At 71.1% G+C, this 23,971-nt stretch carries 22 protein-coding genes; all 22 read right to left on the bottom strand.

The window, feature by feature from the left end:
• Positions 1-40 precede the first annotated feature (40 nt).
• Positions 41-1,216, bottom strand: a complete 1,176-nt coding sequence (locus tag D3105_RS03575; RefSeq protein WP_118899900.1) for an acyl-CoA dehydrogenase family protein — start codon at positions 1,214-1,216, stop codon at positions 41-43.
• Positions 1,213-1,797, bottom strand: coding sequence for an NADPH-dependent FMN reductase (locus D3105_RS03570; RefSeq protein WP_118899898.1), 585 nt, complete (start codon positions 1,795-1,797; stop codon positions 1,213-1,215). Before D3105_RS03570 ends, D3105_RS03575 begins: the two co-directional genes overlap by 4 nt.
• A gap of 30 nt (positions 1,798-1,827) precedes the next feature.
• Positions 1,828-3,078: an activator-dependent family glycosyltransferase gene (locus tag D3105_RS03565; RefSeq protein WP_118899896.1), complete on the bottom strand. Its 1,251-nt coding sequence runs from the start codon at positions 3,076-3,078 to the stop codon at positions 1,828-1,830.
• A gap of 58 nt (positions 3,079-3,136) precedes the next feature.
• Positions 3,137-4,087, bottom strand: coding sequence for an NAD-dependent epimerase/dehydratase family protein (locus D3105_RS03560; RefSeq protein WP_118899894.1), 951 nt, complete (start codon positions 4,085-4,087; stop codon positions 3,137-3,139).
• Positions 4,075-4,644 carry a dTDP-4-dehydrorhamnose 3,5-epimerase family protein gene (locus tag D3105_RS03555; protein WP_118899892.1) on the bottom strand — a complete coding sequence of 190 codons (570 nt, stop codon included), beginning with the start codon at positions 4,642-4,644 and terminating at the stop codon, positions 4,075-4,077. Before D3105_RS03555 ends, D3105_RS03560 begins: the two co-directional genes overlap by 13 nt.
• A 51-nt stretch (positions 4,645-4,695) precedes the next feature.
• Positions 4,696-6,261, bottom strand: a complete 1,566-nt coding sequence (locus D3105_RS03550; protein ID WP_118899889.1) for an MDR family MFS transporter — start codon at positions 6,259-6,261, stop codon at positions 4,696-4,698.
• Between the two features lie 137 nt (positions 6,262-6,398).
• Positions 6,399-7,568: a nucleotide disphospho-sugar-binding domain-containing protein gene (locus D3105_RS03545; RefSeq protein WP_118899887.1), complete on the bottom strand. Its 1,170-nt coding sequence runs from the start codon at positions 7,566-7,568 to the stop codon at positions 6,399-6,401.
• A gap of 94 nt (positions 7,569-7,662) precedes the next feature.
• Positions 7,663-8,079, bottom strand: coding sequence for a cobalamin B12-binding domain-containing protein (locus D3105_RS03540; RefSeq protein WP_118899885.1), 417 nt, complete (start codon positions 8,077-8,079; stop codon positions 7,663-7,665).
• Entirely contained in the window at positions 8,076-9,251 is a 1,176-nt protein-coding gene (locus D3105_RS03535; protein ID WP_118899883.1) for a nucleotide disphospho-sugar-binding domain-containing protein, read from the bottom strand. The genes D3105_RS03540 and D3105_RS03535 overlap by 4 nt, the downstream gene beginning before the upstream one ends.
• A gap of 33 nt (positions 9,252-9,284) precedes the next feature.
• Complete coding sequence (locus D3105_RS03530; RefSeq protein ID WP_338103965.1) at positions 9,285-9,584, bottom strand: VOC family protein; 300 nt, start codon at positions 9,582-9,584, stop codon at positions 9,285-9,287.
• A gap of 47 nt (positions 9,585-9,631) precedes the next feature.
• Complete coding sequence (locus tag D3105_RS03525) at positions 9,632-10,393, bottom strand: SDR family oxidoreductase (protein ID WP_118899879.1); 762 nt, start codon at positions 10,391-10,393, stop codon at positions 9,632-9,634.
• A gap of 102 nt (positions 10,394-10,495) precedes the next feature.
• Positions 10,496-11,470 (bottom strand): alpha/beta hydrolase, encoded by a 975-nt coding sequence (locus D3105_RS03520; RefSeq protein WP_206272640.1) that lies wholly within the window; start codon positions 11,468-11,470, stop codon positions 10,496-10,498.
• Positions 11,467-12,438, bottom strand: a complete 972-nt coding sequence (locus D3105_RS03515; protein ID WP_206272638.1) for a Gfo/Idh/MocA family protein — start codon at positions 12,436-12,438, stop codon at positions 11,467-11,469. Before D3105_RS03515 ends, D3105_RS03520 begins: the two co-directional genes overlap by 4 nt.
• Positions 12,435-13,841 (bottom strand): NDP-hexose 2,3-dehydratase family protein, encoded by a 1,407-nt coding sequence (locus tag D3105_RS03510; protein WP_118899874.1) that lies wholly within the window; start codon positions 13,839-13,841, stop codon positions 12,435-12,437. The genes D3105_RS03515 and D3105_RS03510 overlap by 4 nt, the downstream gene beginning before the upstream one ends.
• A 32-nt stretch (positions 13,842-13,873) precedes the next feature.
• Positions 13,874-14,635 carry an NAD-dependent epimerase/dehydratase family protein gene (locus D3105_RS03505; protein ID WP_240646784.1) on the bottom strand — a complete coding sequence of 254 codons (762 nt, stop codon included), beginning with the start codon at positions 14,633-14,635 and terminating at the stop codon, positions 13,874-13,876.
• Positions 14,632-15,936, bottom strand: a complete 1,305-nt coding sequence (gene rfbH, locus D3105_RS03500; protein ID WP_118899872.1) for a lipopolysaccharide biosynthesis protein RfbH — start codon at positions 15,934-15,936, stop codon at positions 14,632-14,634. The genes D3105_RS03505 and rfbH overlap by 4 nt, the downstream gene beginning before the upstream one ends.
• Positions 15,937-16,028: 92 nt before the next feature.
• Complete coding sequence (gene rfbB, locus D3105_RS03495) at positions 16,029-17,015, bottom strand: dTDP-glucose 4,6-dehydratase (protein ID WP_118899870.1); 987 nt, start codon at positions 17,013-17,015, stop codon at positions 16,029-16,031.
• On the bottom strand, positions 17,012-18,079 hold the full coding sequence (locus D3105_RS03490) for a glucose-1-phosphate thymidylyltransferase (RefSeq protein ID WP_118899868.1): 1,068 nt from the start codon (positions 18,077-18,079) through the stop codon (positions 17,012-17,014). Before D3105_RS03490 ends, rfbB begins: the two co-directional genes overlap by 4 nt.
• A 383-nt stretch (positions 18,080-18,462) precedes the next feature.
• Positions 18,463-20,037: an acyl-CoA carboxylase subunit beta gene (locus tag D3105_RS03485; RefSeq protein WP_118899866.1), complete on the bottom strand. Its 1,575-nt coding sequence runs from the start codon at positions 20,035-20,037 to the stop codon at positions 18,463-18,465.
• An 87-nt stretch (positions 20,038-20,124) separates the two neighbouring features.
• Positions 20,125-20,706, bottom strand: coding sequence for an NADPH-dependent FMN reductase (locus D3105_RS03480; RefSeq protein ID WP_118899864.1), 582 nt, complete (start codon positions 20,704-20,706; stop codon positions 20,125-20,127).
• A 62-nt stretch (positions 20,707-20,768) separates the two neighbouring features.
• Entirely contained in the window at positions 20,769-23,015 is a 2,247-nt protein-coding gene (locus D3105_RS03475; protein ID WP_118899862.1) for an SDR family oxidoreductase, read from the bottom strand.
• 2 nt (positions 23,016-23,017) lie between these two features.
• Positions 23,018-23,956 carry an aromatase/cyclase gene (locus D3105_RS03470; RefSeq protein WP_240646783.1) on the bottom strand — a complete coding sequence of 313 codons (939 nt, stop codon included), beginning with the start codon at positions 23,954-23,956 and terminating at the stop codon, positions 23,018-23,020.
• Positions 23,957-23,971 lie beyond the last annotated feature (15 nt).

Raw genomic sequence — 23,971 nt, 5'->3', positions numbered from 1 at the left:
CCGCGAATCAATGGGTGGCCGGGCCGCTCCCGGCCCGGGCCTACGCGGTCGCCGCGCAGGCCACCCGCGTCATGTACGCGTGGGCGGCGGGCTCGAACTGGAGCCCGACGTGCGTCGACGCGGCGTTCACGTCGCGCCAGTACCGCTGGAGCGGACTGGTGACGGAGTGGCCGCTGGTGCCCGCGGCGCCGAAGACCCGGTTCACCGCCGTCACCAGCAGTTCGACGGCCAGCGAGCAGTCGCGCCCGTTGCGGACCACCTCCAGCGGCGTTATCTCGGCGCCCCGGTCGGCGACCTCGGAGGCCCGCTCGATCAGCAGTTGCGCGGCGTCGATCTCGCCCGCCGAGCGGGCCAGCGCGGCAGCGTAGTGGCCGCGGGTCAGTCCCGGCCCTCCCGCCGCCTCGGGCGCACTGCGAAACTTCGCGGTGGCGTAGTCCGTCCAGTGCGCGAGCGCCCCGCGCGCGGCGCCCAGCGTCGGCGGGGCGAAGGACAGTCCGTTGGCGGCCGGCAGCGGCAGGGCGTGGCACGCCTCCGTCGAGTGCTGGGGCCGGCCCTCGAACAGGTCCCCGCCGTCGAAGGTCCGCGCCTCGGGAACGAAGACGTCGTCGACGACGAGCGTGTGGCTTCCGGTCGCACGCATGCCGATGTTGGTCCAGGTGTCCCGCACCGTGTAGGCGGCGCGCGGGATCACGAAGACCCTGGGCGCCCGGTGCTCACCGGTGGCGAACACGGCCCGCACCAGAGCCCAGTCCGAGAAGTCGACCACGCTGATGGAGGGCCATGTGCCGGTGAGCCGAAACCCTCCCGGTACCGACTTGGCCCGGCCGAGCGGGGCGAGCGAGCCGACGACCACGGTGTCGGGGCCGTCCTGCCAGACCTCGGCACACCCCTCCGCGGGGAGGTAGCCCGCCATCCGGCCCACTCCCGCCACGATCGAGGCACTCCAGGACGTCGCGGCGCACTCCGCACCCACGGTCGCCAGGGCCCGGGTCAGGTCACCGAAGGTCCCCGCGCTTCCGCCGTACGCGGCGGGGACGAAGTGCCGGGCGAAACCGGCGGCGAGCACCGCCTTGACCACGTCCGGCTCCAGCCGACGCGTCTCGTCCGCCGCGTCGGCGTAGCCTCCGGCCAGAGCCGCGACCTCCTCGGCCGCGCTCATCAGCGTGCTGGGCTCCTGTCGTGACACCACTGCTTCCACCGTTCCCCTGTCGGTCATGATGTGTACGGCCGCTTGGCCCGGGCCTCGGTGAGCGAGCGCGTCCACCAGTCCAGCTGGTCGAGCATGGTCTTGGCCGCGTGGCCGCACCCCACCGGATCGCCGGGCCTGCCGGCCTCGTCGAACTGCTCCCACACACGGTGGAAGCTGACGGAGTCGCGCATCGTGGGAGCGTGCAACTCCGCGAAAACCAGGCGTAGTTGCTCGACCGCGCGCAGGCCGCCGGAGATCCCTCCGTAGGACACGAAGGCGACCGGTTTCGCGTACCACTCACGCCGGTACCAGTCGACGGCATTCTTCAGCAGCGCGGGAAAGCTGTGGTTGTGCTCGGGTGTGACCACCACGAAGCCCTCGGCGGCGTCGACGCGGCGCCCCAGGTCCGCCACGGCCGGAGGCCACGGGTCATCGGCGGGACCGCCCGTGACCACGGGCAGCGCGGCTTCGGCCAGGCTGATCACGTCGACGTCGGAGTACCCGTGCTCCTCGGCCTGACCGAGGAACCACTTCGCCACGGTCTGGCCGGCCCCGCCGGGGCGGGCGCTCGCCACCATCACCGCGAGGCGTGGGGACTGTGCTGGCATGACGGTCCTTCCTTCCGGTCCTACGAGTCCTCAGCGGCGGTGACGGGCAGTCAGTTCCTGCAGCACCGGCAGCAGGTCGGCGGGCGAGGGGGCCTCCTGCATCTCCCGGTGCAGCGCGGCGGCGCCCTCCTGGAAGGACGGGTCCTCAAGCAGCCGGGTCAGGCCCTTGCGCAGTGCGTCAGGCGTGAACCGGGCGCTGTCGAGCCGCAGTCCGGCACCGGCGTCGGCGACGTGCTGCGCGGTGGCGGTCTCGCCCCAGAACGGCATGGGAGTGACGAGCTGCGGCACGCGATGGGCCACCGAGGCGGCGAAGGTACCGCCGCCACCGTGGTGGATGATCGCCGAGCAGGTCGGCAGCAGGTGGGTGAGGGGGACGTAGTCGACCAGCCGGACGTTGTCCGGAACCGCGGCCAGGGAGTTCCGGTGATCGGCCTCCACGGTGGCCACCAGTTCCACGTCCAGGCCGGACACGGCCTCGACCACCTCGGCGAAGGAAACGCCGCTCTGCCGGAAGATCTGGCGGCCGCGTCCTCCGACACCGAGCGTCAGGCAGACCCGCGGACGCTCGGGCCGCTCGTGGACCCAGTCGGCGAGAGCGGCCGTGCCGTTGTACGGCACCCGGCGCATCGACACGTACCGCTGGTCGACGGGCAGCCGCATACCCTGCGGCATCGGGTCGATGGTCCACTGCCCGAGAAGCAGCTCCTCCTCGTACTCAAGGCCGTACGGGGCCAGCATGCCGTCCATCAGGCTCAGTACCGGGTCCTCGTGCGGGGCCGCGCCCCGCGCCGCCAACTGCTCCCGGGACCGCTCGCGCAGCCAGCCGATGTTGTCCCGGCCCCACAGGACCCGGGCCTGTGCGGCACCGCTGACGCGCGCCGCCACGGCGGCCGGGACGCAGAAGGGGTCCCAGAGCACCAGGTCCGGCCGCCAGAGTTCGGTGAACGCGACCAGGTCGGGCAGGACCGGGGTGTAGACGGACAGGACGTTGCGCATCATCTCCCACTGGGCCTCCCAGCCGGAGGCGTCCGCGGTGTCCAGGGACAGTGAGTCGTCCAGCGTGTCGAGCTGGTCCTGGTTCGAGTTGAACTCGACCACTCCGGCAAGCCGACGGCGGTCGCCGAGCGGTACGGCCGCGAGGCCGGCGTCAGTGACCAGGTCCACCGCGTCCGGGTGGATCGCGACCCGTACCTCGTGGCCCGCGTTCTGCAGAGCCCAGGCGAGGGGAACGATCGGGTGCACATGGGCGACCGCGGGAAAGACAGCGAACAGAACACGCATGAGGATTCTCCGATGGTGGTCGTGAGGCGGGTACCGGACGCTTGTCGGCGGCCACCGCTCAGACGGCCGCCAGGAGTCCCGCGAGTGAGGCGTCGAGATCCCTGCGCGGCTCCCAGCCGAGCAGGCGGCGCGCGCGGGAGATGTCGAGCCACAGGCAGTCGAGGTCCGATCGGTTCGGGTCGGCGGACCGTTCCACCAGCCTGACCGGCAGTCCGCTGAGCTCGATCAGCCGCTCGACGACCCGCCCCGACCGGACTGCCTGTCCACTGCCGACGTTGACGACACGGCCCGACACCCCGGAGGCGGGCGCGCTGCCGACGGCGAGCACGGCGTCGACGACGTCGCGTACGTCCACGAAGTCACGCTCGGCCCGCAGGGGACCCAGCACCAGCTCGGCGTCGGTGGACCCGCTGTCCCGGGCGAACCGTTGCAGGTGCGCGGCGACGCCGCCGAGGAGGCTGCCGGCGGGGGAGCCGGGCCCGATGATGTTGGCCATCCGCAGGACGACGCCGTCGAGCTCGCCGGCCTCGGCCGCGTCGAGGACGTGCCGCGTCGCGCGGAGCTTCGACCTGCCGTAGGCGTTGACCGGGGCGGGTTCGCGTTCCTCGGTGATGCCGGTGTCCGGGTCACCGGCCCCGTACTCGTGGACGCTGCCCAGCTGGATCAGCCGGGGCCGGCCGGGCAGCTCCGCCACCGCGGCCGTCAGAGCGGCCACGAGTTCGTCGTTCGCGCGCCGCATCTCCTCCTCCGTCACCTGCCAGACGGCGCCCGCGGCATTGACGATCACGTCAGGCCGGAGGCCGGAGAGCAGGTCGAGGAGTTCTGTCCGCCCGGCCTCGGCCAGGTCGAACGCGAGGGAACGCTCCCCCGTACCCCCGTGGGCCGGGCCTGCGGTCCTGGAGACTCCGACGACGTCGGCACCCGCGGACCGGTAGGCGGTGCGCAGGTGCCGGCCGAGGAAGCCGCTGCCGCCCAGGACCACCACCCGGGTGCCGGTCAGGCGGCGCACGGAGCCAGGACTCCGGAGGCGAGGGTGGCCGCCAGCGAGGGCGCGTCCCGGTCCTTGTCCGACATCAGCGGCGGCTCCGTGAAGCCCCACGGCAGGGCGAGGTCGGGATCGAGTGGGTCGATGTCGATCTGAGTGCCGGGGACGTAGGTGCTCGACAGTACGTAGCAGATGCAGGCGTCGTCCGTGAGCGTGAGGAACCCGTGGCCCACGCCCTCCGGGACGTAGACGGCTCGTCCCGACTCGGCGTCGAGGACGTTGCTGTCGTACTGGCCGAAGGTCGGCGAGCCCACCCGCAGGTCGACCACGAAGTCACGGAACGCGCCTCGCACACAGGAGACGTACTTCGCCTGGCCCGGCGGGCTGGTGACGCTGTGGATGCCCCGCAGGGTGTTGCGGCGCGACACCGAGTAGTTGATCTGACGCACTTCGAACGGATGTCCCACGACGCGTTCCAGCTCGTCGGTGCGGAGTGACTCGAAGAAGCCACCACGGACATCGGTGATCTGCCGAGGAGTGAAGACGTACGAACCCGGCACCTTGGTTTCCGTCACCTGCACGGCGCTGTGGCCCCGTTTCCTGGTCGTCGTGGGACATGGTCGGTGGTTCGTTCAGCCGGCCGCTCCCGAGCGGTCCTCAGCCGGTACGGCCCCCGCGGGGGGCGCGGCCTCGACGGCGGGCTGGGGGCGGTCCTTGATGAACCAGGCTCCGATGAAGGCGGCGATGCCGATCACCGTGGCGCACAGGAAGGCCCAGTGCGTTCCGTCGGCCACGGCCTGCTTGTACGCCTCGCGCACCGGCTCGGAGAGGTTCATCAGGCTCTCCGCGCTCAGCCGTGACTCGCCGCCCGCCTCGGCACCGCCCTCGCCGGTCACGGCGCCCTCCACCTGGTCGGCGAAGAAGATGCCGGCGAAGGACACGCCGAAGGCGCCGCCGATGGTCCTGCTGAGCGTGACCGTGGACGAGGCCACGCCGAGGTTCCTCATCTCGACGCTCTCCATCGCGACGGACAGGGTGATCTGCATCAGCAGACCCAGGCCCGCGCCGAACACCGCCATGTAGACACCGGTCGTCAGCCGGCTGGTCCCGGTGTCCATCTGGGACAGGAGGAAGACGCCGACGGAGAGAAGCGCGCCGCCGAGGACCGCGTACCTCTTGAAGGTGCCCTGCTTGGCGATGAGCGGGCCCGCGAAGGTGTTGACGCCCACCATGGACAGGAGCAGGGGCAGCAGCAGCAGGCCGGCGTTGGTGGCGGAGGCGCCCTGCACGGTCTGCTGGTAGATCGGCAGAAAGGTCATGGCGGCGACCATCACGAAGCCGAAGAGCAGGGCCACCACGTTGGCCCAGGTGAAGTTGGAGCTGCGGAAGACGGTGAGGGGCAGCACCGGCGCGGCGGCCCGGCGCTCCACGGCCAGCAGGGCGAAGGCCCCCGCCACGGCCACCACGGCCAGGCCGATGACCACCGGGGAGAACCAGTCGTAACGGCTGCCGCCCCAGGTGGTGAGCAGCATCAGCGACGTGATGACGGCGGTCAGCAGGACCGCGCCCAGGTAGTCGATGCGGGCTTCGGAACGCTTCTTGGGCAGACGCAGCGCCACCGCGATGATGACGAAGGCGACCAGGCCGAGCGGCACGTTGATGTAGAAGGAGTAGCGCCAGCCGAAATGGTCGGTGAGGAAGCCGCCGGCGATCGGGCCGGCGACCATCGCCACGCCGACGACCGCGGAGGCCATGGCCTGGAACTTGCCCCGCTCGCGGGGTGGGACGAGCTCGCCGATGATCGACAGCGCGCCGACCATCAGACCGCCCGCTCCAAGGCCCTGGAGGACCCGGAAGCCGATGAGCTGGCCCATGGACTGGGACAGCCCGGCCACCACGGAGCCGATCAGGAAGACGCCGATCGAGGTGAGGAAGACGCCCTTGCGGCCGTACATGTCGCCGAGCTTGCCCCAGATCGGCGTCGAGGCGGCGGTGGCCAGCATGTAGGCCGAGGCCACCCACGAGAGGTGCTCCAGCCCACCCAGATCGGCGATGATGGTGGGCATGGCGGTGCTCAGGATCAGGTTGTCCAGCGCCGCGAGTAACATCGCGACCACGGCCGCGACCATCACGGCGTACAGGTGGCGCGTCGGCGGAGCTCCGACGACCGTTCCGCCCGGGGAGGGGTCCTGGGACATGCTTGCTCCTTCTCGGCTGCGCAGCCTGGTGCGCGCGGGTGCGGGATCGATGTGCTCGTGCCGGCACCGCTGGTCCCGATGCCGGTGAGGGACGATCGGGATGATCAAGCCCCGAAGCGACTCTAGGTTAACTGCTGTTATCCAGCAGCGAGTTGCTCCAGATCCGCGACGACTCGGGACGGTGCGGGCATGGCTGCCATCTCGGCACGCAGCTGTTCCGCCGCCTTCGCGTAGGCCGGTTCGTCCAGCAGTGCGGCCACTGCGGCCCGCACCCGCGCCGTGTCGTCCTGCTGGGCGGCGTCCTCGATGGTGATGCCGGCTCCCACGCGCTCCAGGCCGTCGCCGTGCCAGAACTGGTCGGCCATCTGCGGCAGGACCAGTTGGGGCAGCCCGAAGGCGCTCGCGGTCATCGCCGTGCCCGAGCCGCCGTGGTGGACGACGGCATCGCAGGAGTCCAGCAGCAGGTGCAACGGGACGGGATCCACGAGCCGTACGTTGCCGGGGACCCGGCCGAGCGCCTCCCGGTACTCCTCCTCGACCGTCGCGATCACCTCGGTGTCCGGGAGCCCGCCGAGGCCGTCCAGGATGTTCCGCATCAGCGGGACCCCGTTGTAGGCCAGGGTGCGCCCGCCCAGGGAGACCGCGACCCGGCGGCCCGGGCGCGGGGTCCGGTGGTCCTCCCGCAGCCATCGGGGCAGCTGCCCGTTGCCGTTGAACGGCACGTAGCGCATCGGGGCGCCCCGGGTCACCCCGGGCAGCTGGAGGCTGGGCGGGCACGGATCGAGCAACAGGGCCGGACGGGGCAGGTCGAGGAGGCCGAGGTCCGCCAGGGCGTCCTTGAACCAGGTCCGGCCGGTGGCCCGGGTCTGGTCCGAGATGGGGTCGACGCCCCAGCGCTGCTGGACGACGGGGACGCCGAGCGTCTCCCCGACGATGAAGGAGACGTATTCGAGCGGATCCGACAGGACGAGGTCGGGACGGAAGTCGCCGGCGAGCGCGAGGTACTCCGGCAGCACGTCCAAGGTCGGGCGCATCCAGAGCGTTCCGACGTTGGAGAGCTGCTCCAGGGCCGGCCGGCCCCAGGCCTCCGCGGGGCGCTTGCCCGCCACCCGCTCGATCAGCATGTCGTCCAGGGTGAGCCGGCCCCCGATGCCCAGGGCGTTCAGGCCCGCCGAGGCCGCCGCGCCCAGCACGTCCTCGCGGCCGGCGACCAGCACCTCGTGGCCGGCCGAGCGCAGCGCCCAGGCCAGCGGCACCAACGGAGTGAGATGGGTCGATACGGGCGTGTTGATCATGAGGACGCGCACGGTCGTCTCCTGCTGAGATGGGGTGGTGGGTGAGGGGCCGGCCGGTCTCCCGGCTGCCGGGCCGGCCCCGCGACCGGCGGTCCCGGTCGCGGTGTCAGACGCCCGAGGACTGCCGTACGTGCTCGTGCAGCCACTCGGCGACGGCCGTCGGCGAGGTGCCCATCGTGAAGACCTCCGCGACGCCGCGTTCCTTGAGCACCTCGATGTCGGTGGTGGGGATGATGCCGCCGCCGAACACGACGACGTGGCCGGCTCCCCGCTCGCGCAGCTCGTCCAGCAGCCCGCCGAACACCTCCTCGTGCGCTCCCAGCAGGCTGGTGACGCAGATCGCGTCGGCCCCCTCCCGCACGACGGCGTCGGCGAGAGCGCCGGGCGTCTGCTCGTCGCCCGCCTGGACGGTGTCGAGGCCCGCCTCGCGGAAGGCGTCGACGAGCTTGGCTGGGGCGGGCGTGCCCTTCCCGCCGGCCTCGGGCTTGGCCATCACCACACGGATCGCTGCGGACTCGCTCATGAGGTACTCCCGGTTTCTGTGTCGGGTCGGTTGTCCGTGCCGGGCGCCGCGAGACGTTCCAGGACGCCCACCACCTGGGCGGGCAGGGGCAGGGCGGCGATCTCGTCGGCCAGCACCCGCGCCCGCTCGGCGTACGAGGGGTTGGTGAGCAGCTCCCGGCAGGCCTTCTCCACGCCCTGGGGGTCGTTCTCCTCGGGGGTGAGCGTGCGGGCGGCGCCGAAGTCGCTGATCCGCTGCCCCGCCTCCACGAAGTTGCCGCCCTGCGGCACGATCAGCTGCGGCACGCCGGCGTTCATGGCGGTGAGCGCGGTGACCCCGCCCGCGTGGTGGACCACCAGGTCGCACGTGGGGACGACGACGTCGAGCGGCACCCAGCCGACCCGGGCCTCGGGCAGCTCGGCGCGCAGCTCGTCCGCGACCTCGTCGAGCGTGGCGATGACCGTCTCCACGTTCAGCGCTGCCATGTCCGCCACCAGGCCGCGCAGGAACCCCGTCTTCCTGGCGAACACCAGGCGGCTGCCGGACGTGACGCACACCCGCGGGCGGTCGCCCTTCGTGTACATCCAAGGCTCCAGCTCACGCTGCCCGTTGGCCGGGATCCAGCGCATCATCTGGGCTTCGGGGGCGTCCGCGGGCCGCAGGCTCGGCGGGCAGATATCGATGAAGAGATCCGGCTCCGGGAGGGCGTCGAGCCCCAGCTCCGCCAACTCCGGCCGCAGCTCCTCGCCGGCCGCCGGGTCCGTGCGCCACGCATCGCCGGTGTCCCAGGCCTGCCGGACATAGGGCACTCCGAGTTCGGCGGCGATCAGGGCGGCGGCGAACGACATCGAGCCGCCGACGACCACGTCCGGGCGCCAGGCCCCGGTGAGGTTCCGCAGCGCCTCCATGCTGCCGGCGGCGATCCGCCCGAACCAGCGTCCGGCGAAGTCCAGTTCCTCCTCCGGGGTCTCGGGCATCCTGAGCGGATTGCCGGCTCGGTCCATCGTGCTGAACCTGCGGATGGAGGACGGCGCGAGCGAGAGCGCCGGAAGGCCGGACGAGGCTATGTACGGAACCATGTCATCGATGGCGCCCATGAACACGTCGTGTCCTGCATTGCGCGCGGCCGTGGCGAGCGGAGCGAGCGCGAATACCGTCGCAGGGCTTCCGCTGGCGATGAAGAGGATTTTCACGCGTACCCCCGTTGTCTCTGAATGAATTCTTCATCAGTCGATGATGAGGACCGTGTTGCCGTCCGGGTCCTTCACGAAGAACCTGTGCATGTCGGAATGGCGCTCGACTTCCGACGGGCCGGCCTCGCGCAGCTCCTCACGGGCCGACTCCAGATCCGCCCCGGTGAACGCGATGGCGGTGGTGGCGCCCCCGGTGTCGCCGCCCAGCACGAGTTCGCCGCCCGCGCCGGTGTCCAGGACGATCCAGTTCTCCCCTTCCTTCACCGTCGCCAGCTTCAGACCGTCTCGGTAGAAGGCCTTCATCGCCTCGAAGTCGTCACATTTGACCAACACCGCGGTCAACGCCCCGAACATGTCAGCTGTCCGCCTTTCCCTGGGTTCTAGCCGAGCAGCGTGCCGCCGCTGGCGTCGATGAACGCGCCGGTAATCCAGCGGGCGTCCTCGGAGGCGAGGAACGCCACGACGTCCGCGACGGCCGCGGGCTCGCCGATCTCTCCGAAGGTGCTGAGTTTCGACAGCACCTCCCGCACCTCCGGGATCCGGAACAGCTCGCCGCCGTTGTCCGTGCTGCCCGGGGCCACGCTGTTGATGGTGATCCGCCTGGGCCCCAGGTGCCGGGAGAAGTGCAGCGCGATCTGTTCCAGAGCGCCCTTGGTCATTCCGTACATCACCTGGTCGGGGCTGGCGACCCGCGTCAGCCCGGAGGTGATGTTGATGATGCGGCCGCCGTCGGGGACGACCGTCAGCGCGCGCTGCACGATGAAGAACGGGGCCTTGGCGTTCACCGCCATCATGCGGTCGAACATCTCGGGCGTGACGTCCTCGGGCTGTCCCATGGCCATCACACCGGCGTTGTTCACCAGGATGTCCAGCGAGGTGCTCCCGGTGCGCTCCTCCAGCCCGGCCCCCAGGCCGTCGAAGAGCGTGTCGACGTCTCCGGGCACCCCCAGTTCGGCGCGCACCGCGAAGGCGCGGCCGCCGTCCTTCTCGATGGTGGCGACGACTTCCTCCGCGGCCTCGGCCCCGGTCGAGTAATGCACGGCGACGAGAGCGCCGTCCCGCCCGAGGCGCTCGGCGACGGCCCGGCCGATACCCCGGCTCGATCCCGTGACCAACGCGGTTTTACCCGTGAGCCTTTCCATGGTGTCTCCCCTGTCGTGGTGATTCGGTACTCCGGTCGGAAAGTCACTACGGCGGAGACTGCTTCACAGTTTCTTCGGCCGCGCGACGCGGGGCAAAGCAGTTCACCGAGAGTTGACCATCAGCGCACCGTGCTCTGTATCTCTGTCGAGTTCCGGCGGGAAGAACCCGCCCGCCCGCCGCGCGGGGCCGCCCTGGACGGCCGTGTCGCGCGCCAGCAGGCACTCCTCCAGGAATGCGAGCGCCCGCAGGTGGTACGTGCGCGCCGCCCAGCCGAGGCTGATGTTGTGCCCGGCGTGGGGCTGGCGGGCGACCTCCACCCGGAGCGCGCCGCGCAGATGTCCCGCCAGGTCGGCCACGGACTCCTCGTCGTGGCGCCACCACTGCTCGTGCTCGGCGAAGGTGAACCGGACCGGGACACGCACCCGGGCGGCGATGCCCGGATACCTCTCCGGCCACAACGGGCCCTCCTGTGCTTCCCGTTCCGGGACCGGAGCCACCAGTGAACGTCCCCGCCGGAAGGCTCCGGGCGGGTACAGCCGCAGGGGCCCCCAGTGCCGCTGCCACGCGCCCCGGCCGTCCGTGCCGTCCCTGCCGGGAAGCTGCTCCGGATCAACGGCGAGCCGGTGGCCGAGCCCCGAGATGTCCACCCCCAGCAGGGTGTCCCCGACGTCTTCGTGGGCGGCGGCCGCCAGGGCGAGTTTGCCTCCGTTGGAGTGGGCCACCAGGAAGCAGCCCGCGCCGACCGGGCGGCAGCGTGCGAAGTCGGCCAGCGCGCCGTGCAGGGTGGCGGCCTGCTCGACGAGACGCTGCCCGGCGGGCAGCCGGGCGGCCGACGCACCGTAGCCCGGACGGTCCAACGACAGCACGGTGTAGCCCAGTTCGGCTCCCAGCGTCAGCAGCGAGAGCCCGGGACGGACCCGGCTGTCGAAGTAGCCGGCCCGCATCCCACCGCCGTGCACGGCGACCACCACCGCCTTCGGGTCCGTGTGCGGTGGCTCCGCGAGCAGACCCGAGAGCCGGATGCCGTCCACGGCAAGTGTGATCTCCCGGACCGGCACGGACTCCCCGCCCGTCACGGCGACCTCTGCGCCGCGCGGGAGCGCAGCTCGTCCAGCAGGCTCGCCTGCCGCAGCAGCACGGGATCCGGCGGCGCCGCGTCCCGTACGGCGGACGCGAACGCGCGTACCGTGGCCGCCACCTGGTCGTCGGCGGGCAGTGTCAGCTCCTCGACACCGTCACGCCCTTCGAGGCGGATCCGGGGCCGGTGGTCGGCGGGCGGTGTGAAGGCGCGCTCGACGGTGATACGGCCCAGGCTCCCCCACAGCTCGTAGGCGCTGCGGTACCCGTGGTCGAGCCCGAACGTGAGGTGCGCCCCGACCCCGTCCGGCGTTCGGAGCAGCGCCGTGCCGGCCGTGTCGACCGGGCTGCCGCCGACGGCGTCGAGGGTGGCGCCGACGACGGCCAGGTCGTTGCCCAGGAAGTGCAGGGCCGCCCGCACGGTGTACACGCCGACGTCCCACAGGGCGCCGCCGCCGAGTTCGGGGCGGTAGCGGATGTCCCCGTCGGGCAGCCGGGGTATCGCGAATGCCGCGTGAAAGGCGCGCGGCTCCCCGATCACCCCGTCGGCCACCAGCTCGCGCACGGCGGTGTGCTGGGCGTGGTGGACGAACATGACGTTCTCCATCAGCGCGAGCCCCGAGTCCGCCGCGAGAGCCGTCAGACGTTCGGTGTCGGCCGGGGACGTGGTGAGCGGCTTCTCGGCCAGCACGTGCTTGCCGGCGCGCAGCGCCGCCTCCGTCCACCGCGCGTGCAGCGCCGCCGGCAGCGGGATGTACACGGCGTCCACGTCGTCCCGTTCCAGGAGGGAGCCGTAGCCGTGGTGCGGCCGGGCGCCGTACTGCCCGGCCAGGTCCCGGGCCCTGGCCGCGTCGCGGCTGGCGACCGCGGCGATCTCCACCCCGCTCTCCGCCGCCATCGCGGGCAGCATTCGACGTCGGGCTATGTCCGCGCAGCCCAGTACGCCGATCCGTACCGCAGCCATCATGCGCGGGCTCCCGCCGCGGTGAGGCAGGCCAGCAGCGTACGGGCCTGGACGTTGACGTAGTGGCCGTGCTGGACGAGCGCTCCGAGCTGGTCGGGGGTCACCCACTGGAAACCGGGCGGCGGGTCGAGCGGGGCCTGCGCCTCGTCGGCCTCGACCAGGAGGTAGCGGCTCTCCGCGTTCAGGAACCGGCCGCCTTCCTCCGAATGCACGGCCTCGTAGAGGATGCGGGACCGGTCGGCCGCGAGCACCGCATCGAGGAAGGGCGGGCGGTCCTCGCCGGTCAGGTGGGCGTGGTTGTCCGGGGTGTACTGGACGGTGGGGCCCAGCTCGACCGTGTCGAGGAAGCCGCCTTCGACACGGGCGTGGGCCAGCACGTGGCGCACGCCCCCGATACGCCGGGTCAGAAAGGCCGCCACGCCCGTGCCCCGGGGCTCGAACAGCGGCTGGGTCCAGCCGCTGACCTCGCGGTTGCCGGCCTGGACCGACACCGCCACGACGTCGAAGTACCGGCCCTCCTCGTGCCTGACGGCCGACTCGCCGCGGACCCAGCCGGGCAGCCCGGCGAGCGGTACGCGCTCGGCGTGTACGTCGTGCCGTGACCGCTCCGCGGTGAACCAGGACAGCAGCTCGACGTCGGAGAGCAGGGCGCCCTGTCCGCCGTCGGCGAGCGGTGCGCACGCCAGCACGGTGCGCGCGTCCATGTTGACGACATTGTCCTCGTGCAGCAGTTCCCCGATCTGGCCGAGGGTCAGCCAGCAGAAGTCGTCGTGGAGCGGCACGTCCCCGACGGCCTCCACGATCATGTTGCGGTTGCTCTTGCGGAAGAACCAGGAGCCGTGCTCGGACTGCAGCACGTCGGTGATCACCTGGCCTCGGCCCGGGCCGGTGAAGTACTCGATGTACTTCACGTCCGCGCCCCGGTGGACCTTGGTGTAGTTGCTGCGGGTCGCCTGGACGGTGGGCGAGAGCTGGAGCAGGTTGCGGTTGCCCGGCTCCATCTTGGCCTGCATCAGAAAGTGCAGGACTCCGTCGAACTCCTTCACCAGGAGGCCCAGGATGCCGACTTCGGGCTGGCTGATGATCGGCTGGTGCCACTCGCGGTAGGGGCCTTCCCCGGTCACGACGTGCAGGCCCCCGATGGAGAAGAACCGGCCGCTGCGGTGCACCAGGTTCCCTGTCGGCTCTTCGAACGACCAGCCGTCGAGTGCGTCGAACACGATCCGGTCCACCCGGAACCGGTGTGCCCGGCGGCGCTCTTCGAGCCACTGCGCCAGGTCGTCGGTGCGCAGGGCCGCGCCGGTGGTCGCGGCGGCCGACGCGGCCAACCGGGCGGCGACCGAGGGATCGTGGCGCGGCCGCAGGGCGTTCTCCTCGGCCGCCTTCAGGACGAGCGGTGAAAGCATGGTGGTGCTCCTGGGAGTTCGGTGGGTGGCGTTCAGGCCGCCGGGGCGGAAGCGGTCGCTTCGATGAAGGCGTCGAGGACCGGCCGGTAGTAGTCGGGACCGAAGCCCATCGCCGCCGTCTGCGGCACCAGGGCGCACAGCTTCTCGATGGAGATGACGTGGTGGGCGCCCTCGTCCTGGTAGCGGCGCTGGATCGACAGCCCCAGCCGATCCTCCAGGTGGTCGACGATCCGCTCCACCGGAACGGCAGCGCCGGACGCCACGTTGACGATCTCACCGTGCAGGCCCTGCCCGAGCAGCAGATCGATGATGGTGATCACGTCCCGTACGTCGATCAGGTCGCGGGCCGCGTCGCGCTGGATGCGGACGACGCCCTCGCGCATCTGCCGGATGAGGGCCGGTATGAGCTGGTGCGAGGGCTGCCCGCGGCCGACGAGATGCCCCAGGCGCAGGATCAGGTGAGGGGCGCCGGAGTCCTGCAGCTGCCGCTCCAGCGCGAGCTTGTGCGCGCCGTACGGGGTGCAGGAGGTGATGGCGCTGTCCTCCCGGCCGGGCCCGTCGACCGCGCCGTACATACCGGTGGCGGCGGTGGAGAAGAACAGCAGCCGACGCCCGGTGGCACGGCACCGGTCGGCCACTTCGGCCAACAGGGCCGCCTCCCTGGCGAAGTCGGCGTCCGAGGTTCCGCTCGCCCAGGAGACGCCGGCCGCCAGGGCGACCGTGTCCGGGTGCCGGTGAGCGATCGGCCGCAGGTTGTTGGCGAGGAATCCGTTGCCCACGATCTCCATGGTCATCCGCGGGCCTCCACGAATTCCCGGACAGAGGCGACCACATAGTCCAGCATCTCGTCGGTCAGGCCGGGGTACACGCCGACCCAGAAAGTGTGCTCGGCGATGACGTCGCTGTTGGCGAGGGTGCCCACGACGCGGTGCGGCCGGTCGATGTAGGCGGGGTGGCGGGTGAGGTTGCCGGCGAACAGCCTCCGGGTGCCGATCTTCCGGCTCTCCAGGAACTCCACCAGCTCGGCCCGCTTGAACGGCGCGTCCGGGGCCACGGTGAGGACGAACCCGAACCAGCTGGGATCGCTGCGCGGGGTGGCCTGTGGCAGCAGAAGGTGGGGGACGCCTTCCAGACCGTCGCGGAGCCGGCGCCAATTGCGCTTGCGGGCGGCGACGAACCCGTCCAGCTTGGCCAGCTGCGTCAGGCCGAGCGCGGCCTGCAGGTCGGTCGCCTTCAGGTTGTAGCCGACGTGGGAGAAGATGTACTTGTGGTCGTAGCCGTCGGGCAGCGTGCCCATCTGGTAGTCGAACCGCTTGAGGCACTTGTTGCTCTCGCCCGGCTCGCACCAGCAGTCGCGGCCCCAGTCGCGCAGCGACTCCACGATGCGGGCCAGCGCCAGGTTGGCCGTCAGTACGCAGCCGCCCTCGCCCATGGTGAGGTGGTGGGCGGGGTAGAAGCTGACGGTGGACATGTCACCGAAGGTGCCGGTGAGTTTCCCGTCGTAGGTGGAGCCGACCGCATCGCAGTTGTCCTCGATGAGGAACAGCTCGTGGTCGGCCGCCAGCTGGGCGATCTCCGCGACCTCGAACGGGTTGCCCAGGGCGTGCGCGATGATGATCGCCCGCGTCTTCGGGCCGATGGCCTGCGCGACCCGGTCGGCCGTGGTGTTGTAGGTGCCGAGTTCGACGTCGACGAAGACCGGCATCAGGCCGTTCTGCAGGATCGGGTTGACCGTCGTGGGGAAGCCCGCCGCGACGGTGATCACCTCGTCGCCGGGCTGCAGCCGGCGCTCCTCCAGCAGGGGCGAGGTCAGCGCCGCGGTCGCCAGGAGGTTCGCCGAGGAGCCGGAGTTCGTCAGATGGGCCTTGCGCAGTTTCATCTTCCGCGCGAAGGCCGACTCGAACCTGCGGGAACTGGGCCCTGCGGCGATCCGCATCTCAAGAGCGGCGGCCACCAGAGCCACCCGGTCCTCCACGTCGAGTACCGCCCCCGACGGCCAGATCTCGGTGACCCCGGAGACGAACGGCCCTTCGCCCTCACTGTCCACGTGGTACTTCCGGACCGCGTCCAGCACGCGGTCCCTGTGCACGCTCATTCATTCCTCCGTGGTTGCGGCGGTTCACAGCCGGGCCGTGCGGCGCCGGCTGGGCGTCGCGGGCGGCAGCGCCCGCGGGTGCGGGGGGACCGTCAGGCCTGCGCCCCACCGCCGTACTTGGTGCCCTTCCACCAGGCGGGGTTGTCGCGATACCAGTCGACGGTGTCGGCCAGGCCCTGTTCGAAGGGGACCCGGGGGGCGTAGCCGAGCTCCTCGCGGATCTTCGTCTCGTCGAGGGAGTAGCGCAGGTCGTGCGCCTTGCGGTCGGCGACCCGGCGCACCTTGGACTCGTCCGATCCGGTCAGCTGGAGGAGCCGCTCGGTGACCGCCCTGTTGGTCTGCTCGTTGCCGCCGCCGACGTTGTAGATCTCTCCGGCCCCGCCCTTGTTCAGTACCAGGTCGATCGCGCGGCAGTGGTCGTCCACGTGGAGCCACTCGCGGATGTTGCGACCGTCGCCGTACAGCGGCACCCTCTGGCCCTCCAGCAGGTTCGTGACGAACAGCGGGATGAACTTCTCGGGGTGCTGGTAGGGGCCGTAGTTGTTGGAGCACCGAGTGATGGAGAGGTCAAGGCCATGGGTGCGCCAGTACGACCGCGCCAGGAGATCGGAGGCCGCCTTGGACGCGGAGTACGGAGAGTTGGGGGCCAGCGGCCACTCCTCCGTCCAGGAGCCCTCCTCGATGGAGCCGTAGACCTCGTCGGTGGAGACGTGGACCACTCGCGGCACACGGGTGGCGAGGACCGCGTCCAGCAGCCGCTGGGTGCCCGTCACATTCGTGCGGACGAACTCCTCGGCCGATTCCAGTGAGCGGTCCACGTGTGACTCCGCCGCGAAGTGGACCACGGCGTCGTGCCCGGGAAGCACCCGGCGCAGCAGGTCGTTGTCGCAGATGTCGCCCCGGACGAAGGTCAAGCGCGGGTGTGTCCCCGGGAGGTTGTCGCGGTTCCCGGCATAGGTCAGCTTGTCCAGGACAGTGACGTGCGCACCCTTCCAGTCCGCATAGCCGTCATCCAGGAGCGTGCGCACATAGTGCGAGCCGATGAAGCCCGCGCCGCCGGTGACCAGGATCTTCTTCACGCCGCTACCTCGACTCGTGTGTGGTCACCGACGACGAGCCGGTGGTGGGGGGTGTCCTGGCCGGCCGGCCCGACGGAGGCGAAGCGGCCGATGATCGAGCTGCGCAGTCCGCGCACCTCGGAGACAGTGGCGCCGTCCAGGGCGATGGAGTACTCGATGTCGGTGTCGGTGAGCACGCAGTCCTTGCCGATGGACGTGTAAGGCCCGATGCGGCTGTCGGTCACGACCGTGCCGGCCCCGATGATCGCCGGGCCCTCGATGCGGGAGCCGATGACGCGGGCGCCGCGCTCGACGACGACCCGGCCGATCAGTGTGCTGACCGCGTCGACCTCGCCGTCGACGGACGGTCGCAGGCCGTCCAGCAGCTCGCGGTTGCATTCCAGGACGTCGTCGACGCGGCCCGTGTCCTTCCAGTAGCCGTCGTACACGCTGGCCCTGACGTCACGGCCGTGCGTGACGAGCCATTGGATGGCGTCCGTGATCTCCAGCTCGCCGCGTGCGCTGGGCTCGATGGCCGCGACCGCCTCGTGGATCGCCGAGGTGAAGAAGTAGACGCCGATCAGCGCGAGGTCGCTGCGCGGCTGCTGCGGCTTCTCCACCAGGCGCTCGACGCCGCCCTCGGCGTCCAGCTCCGCGACCCCGAAGGCACGGGGATCGGCGACCTTGTGGACAACCACCTGCGCGTCGGGGCGGTCCGCCGTGAACTCCTCGGCGATCGGCTTGACGCCCTCGGGCAGCATGTTGTCGCCCAGGTACATCACGAAGTCGTCGTCGGCGAGGAAGGGCCGGGCGAGCGACACGCAGTGGGCCAGGCCGAGGGGCGCCTCCTGCTCGATGTAGGTGATGCGCACGCCGAGGTCGCTGCCATCTCCGAACACCGTCTGGATCTGGGAGAGCCGGCCTCCGACGACGACGCCGATCTCCGTCACACCCAGCTCTTTGACATTCTCCAGGACGTGTTCCAGGACCGGTTTATTGGCGATCGGTATGAGCTGTTTGGGCATCGAATAGCTGAACGGCCGGAGTCGGGTACCCGATCCGCCCGACAGGACGAGAGCCTTCACGTTGTTTCCTTTGCTCACGAGGAATGAGGCATTTCTGCGTGCTCGCTGCATCGCGGGCAGCGACCGGCCGCCGATCGCAGGTCAGCGGGGTCGACTGCGGGAGAACAAAAGGGCCGGGGATACCGGAGCACGTCGTCTCGGTGCGCGTGCCGGCGCATGCGGAGCATGCTGCCGCAGCAGCCTTCGGGCACCGCTCAAGAGCGTTGGCAATAGCTTCTTCGACGCGTCGGCGGGCGGCAAGGAAATTGACCGAAGGCTGACATTGGCAAGGACCTGGCGTGCTTCTTCAGATCCCCTGAGTCACACGGATTCCCTCCGGGCGGCGTGAGCCGGCCGTGTGCCGTCCCCGCCGGCGGCCTCCCCGGCCGCCCCGTCCCGGCCCGTCACTGCGGGGGGTTGCCGTGCTTGCGCGACGGCAGGTCCGCGTGCTTGGCGCGCAGCATGGCCAGGGACCCGATCAGGACCCGGCGCGTGTCGCCCGGGTCGATGACGTCGTCGACCAGGCCGCGCTCCGCGGCGTAGTAGGGGTGCATGAGTTCGGCCTTGTACTCCTTGATCCGCTGCTGCCGTACGCCCTCGGGGTCGTCCGAGGCGTTGATCTCGCGGCGGAAGATGACGTTGGCCGCGCCTTCCGCGCCCATCACGGCGATCTCGTTCGTGGGCCAGGCGAAGGCCAGGTCGGCGCCGATCGAGCGGGAGTCCATGACGATGTAGGCGCCGCCGTACGCCTTGCGGAGCACGAGCGAGATCCGGGGCACCGTCGCGTTGCAGTAGGCGTACAGCAGCTTGGCGCCCCGTCGGATGATCCCGTTGTGCTCCTGGTCCACGCCCGGCAGGAAGCCGGGTACGTCGACCAGCGTGAGGATCGGAATGTTGAAGGCATCGCAGAACTGGACGAAGCGGGCGCCCTTCTCGGAGGCGTCGATGTCGAGGACCCCGGCCGAGGCGGCCGGCTGGTTGGCGACGATGCCCACCACGTGTCCGTCCAGCCGGGCGAACGCGCAGACGAGGTTGCGCGCCCAGTCCGCGTGGACCTCGAAGTATTCGCCGTGGTCGACGACCTCCTCGATCACCGCGCGGATGTCGTAGGAGTGGCCGGGGTGCGCCGGGACCAGGTCGAGCAGCGCGTCGGTCGGCCGGTCAGCCGGGTCGTCGGACGTTTCGACGGGGGCGAGCTCACGGTTGTTGAGCGGCAGCAGGGACAGCAGGAAGCGGACTTCCTCCAGGCATGCCTCCTCGGTGTCGTACGCGAAGGCCGCGACCCCGGAGCTGCTCGCGTGGACGTCGGCGCCGCCGAGCCCGTTCTGGGATATCTCCTCGCCGGTGACGGCGCGTACGACATCGGGTCCGGTGATGAACATCTGCGAGGTGTCGCGGACCATGAACACGAAGTCGGTCAGGGCGGGAGAGTAGGCGGCGCCGCCCGCGCAGGGGCCGAGCATCACGCTGATCTGAGGGATGACCCCGGACGCCTTCGTGTTGCGGTGGAAGATGCCGCCGTAGCCGGCGAGCGCGGTGACCCCCTCCTGGATGCGGGCGCCTGCGCCGTCGTTGAGGGAGACGAGCGGGGCGCCGGCCGCCAGCGCCATGTCCATGATCTTGTGGATCTTCTCGGCGTGGGCCTCGCCCAGCGCGCCGCCGAAGATCCGGAAGTCGTGGGCGTACACGAAGACCGTACGGCCGTGCACGGTGCCCCACCCGGTCACGACGCCGTCGGTGTACGGCTTCTTCGCCGCCATGCCGAGACTGGTCGCCCGGTGCCGGCGCAGCTGTTCCACCTCGTGGAACGAGCCAGGGTCGAGCAGCAGATCGATGCGCTCACGCACGGTCAGCTTGCCCTTGGCCTGCTGACGCCCGGTCGCAGCGGGATCGGCGCCGTCCCGGGCCAGTTCCCTGAGGTGTCGCAGCTCGTCGAGCCGCGCCTGTACGGCGGTGGGAGCGTCTTCAACTACGGACATGGTGGTGCCCCTCCATGGACAGGTCGGTGCTCAGGGGGACGGCGCCCGACGCCGTGCCGGCCGGGTGCCGCAGCCGCCGGGGGCCGGTCAGCTGCCGTACGGGGTCTTCGCGCGCGCCTCGCGCAGGGCATGGCCCCACCATCCGAGCTGATCGAGCAGAACCTTCGCCGCAGCGACGGAACCTTCGTCCCGCGGGGCGCCGTCCTCGCCGAACCGCTCCCACGCCATGTGGAAGCTGACGGCATCCCGCACCGTCACCGCGTGCAGCTCGGCGAAGACCGGACGCAGTTGTTCAACCGCCCGCAGTCCGCCCGACAGCCCGCCGTACGACACGAAACCGACGGGCTTGGCCTGCCACTCCGTGTGGTGCCAGTCGAGCACGTTCTTCAGCGAGGCCGGGAAACTGTGGTTGTACTCCGGCGTCACCACGACGAACATGTCCGCCTGCGCCAGGCGCGGCGAGATCCTCGCCAGCGCCTCGGCGACTTCCGGGCTCGGCTCGCGCGACAGCGAGGTGGGCAGCTCGTGGTCCGCGAGGTCGATCACGTCGACCACGACGTCGTCGCGTTGGCGGGCCTCGCCCGCGAACCAGTCGCCGACGACGGGGCCGAAGCGACCCTCGCGGTTGCTACTGACGATCACCGCGAGGCGGAGAGGTGCATATGACATGGGGTGAAGTGTCCTTTCGCTGATGGTCGGATGTCGGTGCCTGCCGAGAGACGCGCAGCGGCTCACGGGCCGCCGGGACCGGGTTCCACACGGACGACGGCGCCGGTGACTCCGCCCGCGTCGTCACCGGCGAGGAAGGCCACCGCCTCGCCGAACCGTTCGCCGGCGGGGACTCGCGCCGTCCGCTCGGCCAGTTCCTGGAGTACGACACCCTCGGCGCCGCCCGACTCCGCGTCGGTCACCAGGGTGTTCACGGTGATGCCTCGCCGCGCCAGTGCGGGGGCGTAGTGCCGGACCAGCGTCTCGCGCACACCCCGGTTGACCGCGTGCGCGAGGGCCCGCCGGTCGTGGGGCTCGAAGGAACCGCCGCAGACGGCGATGACGCGGCCCCCCTCCCGCATGTTCCGCAGGCTTCGCTGGACGAGGAAGAACGGCGCCTTGACGTTGACGGCGACCAGGCGGTCGAAATCCTCCGGTGCGGCGTCCCCCGGGCCGGGCCCGCTCCACGCACCGGAGCTGTCGACCAGGACGTCCAGGCCTGCCCCGCCGGTGCGCTCCGTGAGCGCCTCCTCCAGGCAGGTGAAGAGGCGGTGAACATCGTCGTACCCGGCCAGACCGGCACCGATCGTGAAGGCGCGGCCGCCGTCCCGCTCCACCGCGGCCACGGTCTCGGCGGCCGCCTCCCGGTCCGACGCGTGATGCACCGCGACGAGGGCCCCCTCCCGCGCGAGGCGGACTGCGGCCGCCCGGCCGGGGCCGCGGCCCGCGTGGGTGACCAGTGCCGTCCGCCCGGAGAGACAGCCCCCGCCCACGGCCGAGCCCTCTCCCCGCCGAGCGCCGAACCAGCGGCGCAGCGCCGCCCCGAGGCCGTCCTCACCGCCACGTCCGCTCCACACGATGTGCCCGTCCGGACGTACGAGTACGGCTTCGACGCCCGCCAGCGGACCCTCCTGCGACACGAGGGCCGCGCTGACCGTGTCGACCACCGGGGCCCAGGGGCCCGCCGCGGTGCGCAGCCGCCACGCGGCGGCGACATCCTGCGACAGATCGAGCAGCACGCCGCGCCCTTCGCGCAACAGCGCGGTGGTGGTGACCGCGCCCTGCCCGCAGGTCAGTTCCGCGTGCGGAACGCGCGCTCCGAGGAGGCGGTCGCCGCCCGGTCCGACGTCATGGCGGACGTCGAGTCCGGTGATCATTCCGGCCAGGTGCGCACGGCCGGCGTCGCGGTCGATCAGCTCGCCGAACAGCTTCCGTACGCTCTCCACCTCCGCGCCACCGAGCAGCAGCGACGCCTGCGCCCTGATGTTGGTCAGGGTCCGACGCCCCACCGCGTGGCGTTCGTCGTGATAGGTGTCGAGGAACGACTGCGGCTGCCGCCCGCCGAGGTGGGCGGCCAGTTTCCAGCCGAGGTTGACGGCGTCCTGCAGACCCAGGTTCAGCGCCTGCCCGCCGACCGGCATCTGTTGGTGGGCGGCATCGCCCGCCAGGAGAACGCGGCCCTGCCGGTAACGGGCCGCCTGCCGCGACGCGTCGCCGAAGGCATTCACCCACAACGGTGTCCCGCCGCTGATGTCCTCGTCGGTGACGTGCTTCCACACGTCGGCCACCTCGGCGAAGTCCGGCTCGCCGGTGCGCCGCACGGGAGCGCGGCCGAACTCGTGCACCATGACGCGGGTCACCCCGTCAGGGCGCCGCGCGGCGATGGCGAGACCGTGCTCCAGTCGCTGGAACCGGCGGTTGGGAATGTCGATGCCCGCCACGTCGGCGCGGATCAGTTCACGTGCGGCGTCGGCGCCGGGGAACCCGAAGCCACCGAGGCGCCGCACCGCGCTCTGTTCCCCGTCGCATCCGACGACGTACGAGGCCCGCAGCCGCACCGGCCCGTCCGGCCCGACGGCTTCGGCGTCGACGTGGTCCTGGGCCGCCGTCAGTCCGCGCAACTCGTGGCCGCGCAGGACGACGGCGCCCAGGCCGGTCGCCCAGTTCCCGAGCAGCTCCTCGACCCGGGCCTGCGGGACCTTCCACTGGCCGGGCCAGGGGCCGGGGAGGGTGAGGTCGAGCGGGACACCGCCGAAGTGGCCCATGGCATCGGTCGGCACGGTCCCCAGCTCGGCCAGCAGGCCCCGGCTGTCGAGGATCTCCATGGTGCGGGCGTGCAACGTGGACGCCCGCGACTCCGTGGTGGGCGTGTCCAGACGCTCCACGACCACCACGTCCGCCCCGCCGAGCCGGAGCTCGCCGGCGAGCATCAGCCCGACCGGCCCCGCTCCGACCACGACCACTTGGGTCTTGGTGTGTATGTCGGCCATGGTCAGTGGCGTCGCCGCTCGGCGTAGTCCTTGGCGAGGCCCAGGGTGGCGCGGCTGTTGGCACTCAGCGCGGACCGGACGTGCTCCCTGGCCTCGGCGATGCCCGCGTCCGCGCCGAGGAACTTCGTGATGTTCTCGGTGTTCAGCACGACGGTGTGCTGCGACGTGGCGGCGACGCCGTCCTCGTTCTCGGTGAACGTCCAGCGGCCGGTGTGCAGCGTCATCAGCGCCGGAAGGGTGACCTGCTTGTAGGCGATCTTCTCCTGCGGGAAGCACACCCGATACGACTTGGTGGTGTGGGTGTGGCCGTCCTTCGTGCGGGTGTCCATCTCAAGGATCTGCAGTCCGGGCGACAGCTCCTCCAGGTCGACCTTCGCCACGTGGGGCAGCCGCTCCTGCCACTTCTCGCCCTCGTTGATGAAGTCGAACAGGTCCTTCGCGGATCCGTCGACCTGCACCGTGTCCTCGAAGGAGAACGTCACCTCGGCGGTGGCGTGCGCCAGTTCGACGTTGGTCTTCAACGCGGCGAGCTCGGAGCGTGAGTTGCGGTCGACCGCCTCGTCGATCCACCGCAGCGACTCGGGGTCGTCCCCCTCCGCGGCGTAGTCGTGCAGCAGGCGGACCCGGCACTCGTCGGCGGAGAGCGGCTCGATGATCCAGGTGCCGCCCATGGCGGCGACCGGCGGGGCAGGCACCTCCTGCCGGAAAGTGATGAGCAGCCCGTGGGGGTCGAGAGTGCGGCGCGACGTCCAGACCTTGGCCGTGTCGTTGGCCGTGGCCCAGATACGGATGCGCTCCTCGTGCTCGCTCCGCTCGACCTGGTCGACGTGGATCGTCGGCGGGAAGATCCGCGGCCAGTGCTCCACCTCGGCGATCAGTCGGTAGACCTCGGCCGCGGGTGCCTGCACGGTGATCTCGTGCTCAACCTCTTTGGTCATCATGCTGTTTCCTTGGGG

It is taken from the genome of Streptomyces globisporus, assembly GCF_003501885.1.
Lineage (GTDB): Bacteria > Actinomycetota > Actinomycetes > Streptomycetales > Streptomycetaceae > Streptomyces > Streptomyces globisporus_D.
This window is presented reverse-complemented; position numbering and strand designations above follow the sequence as displayed.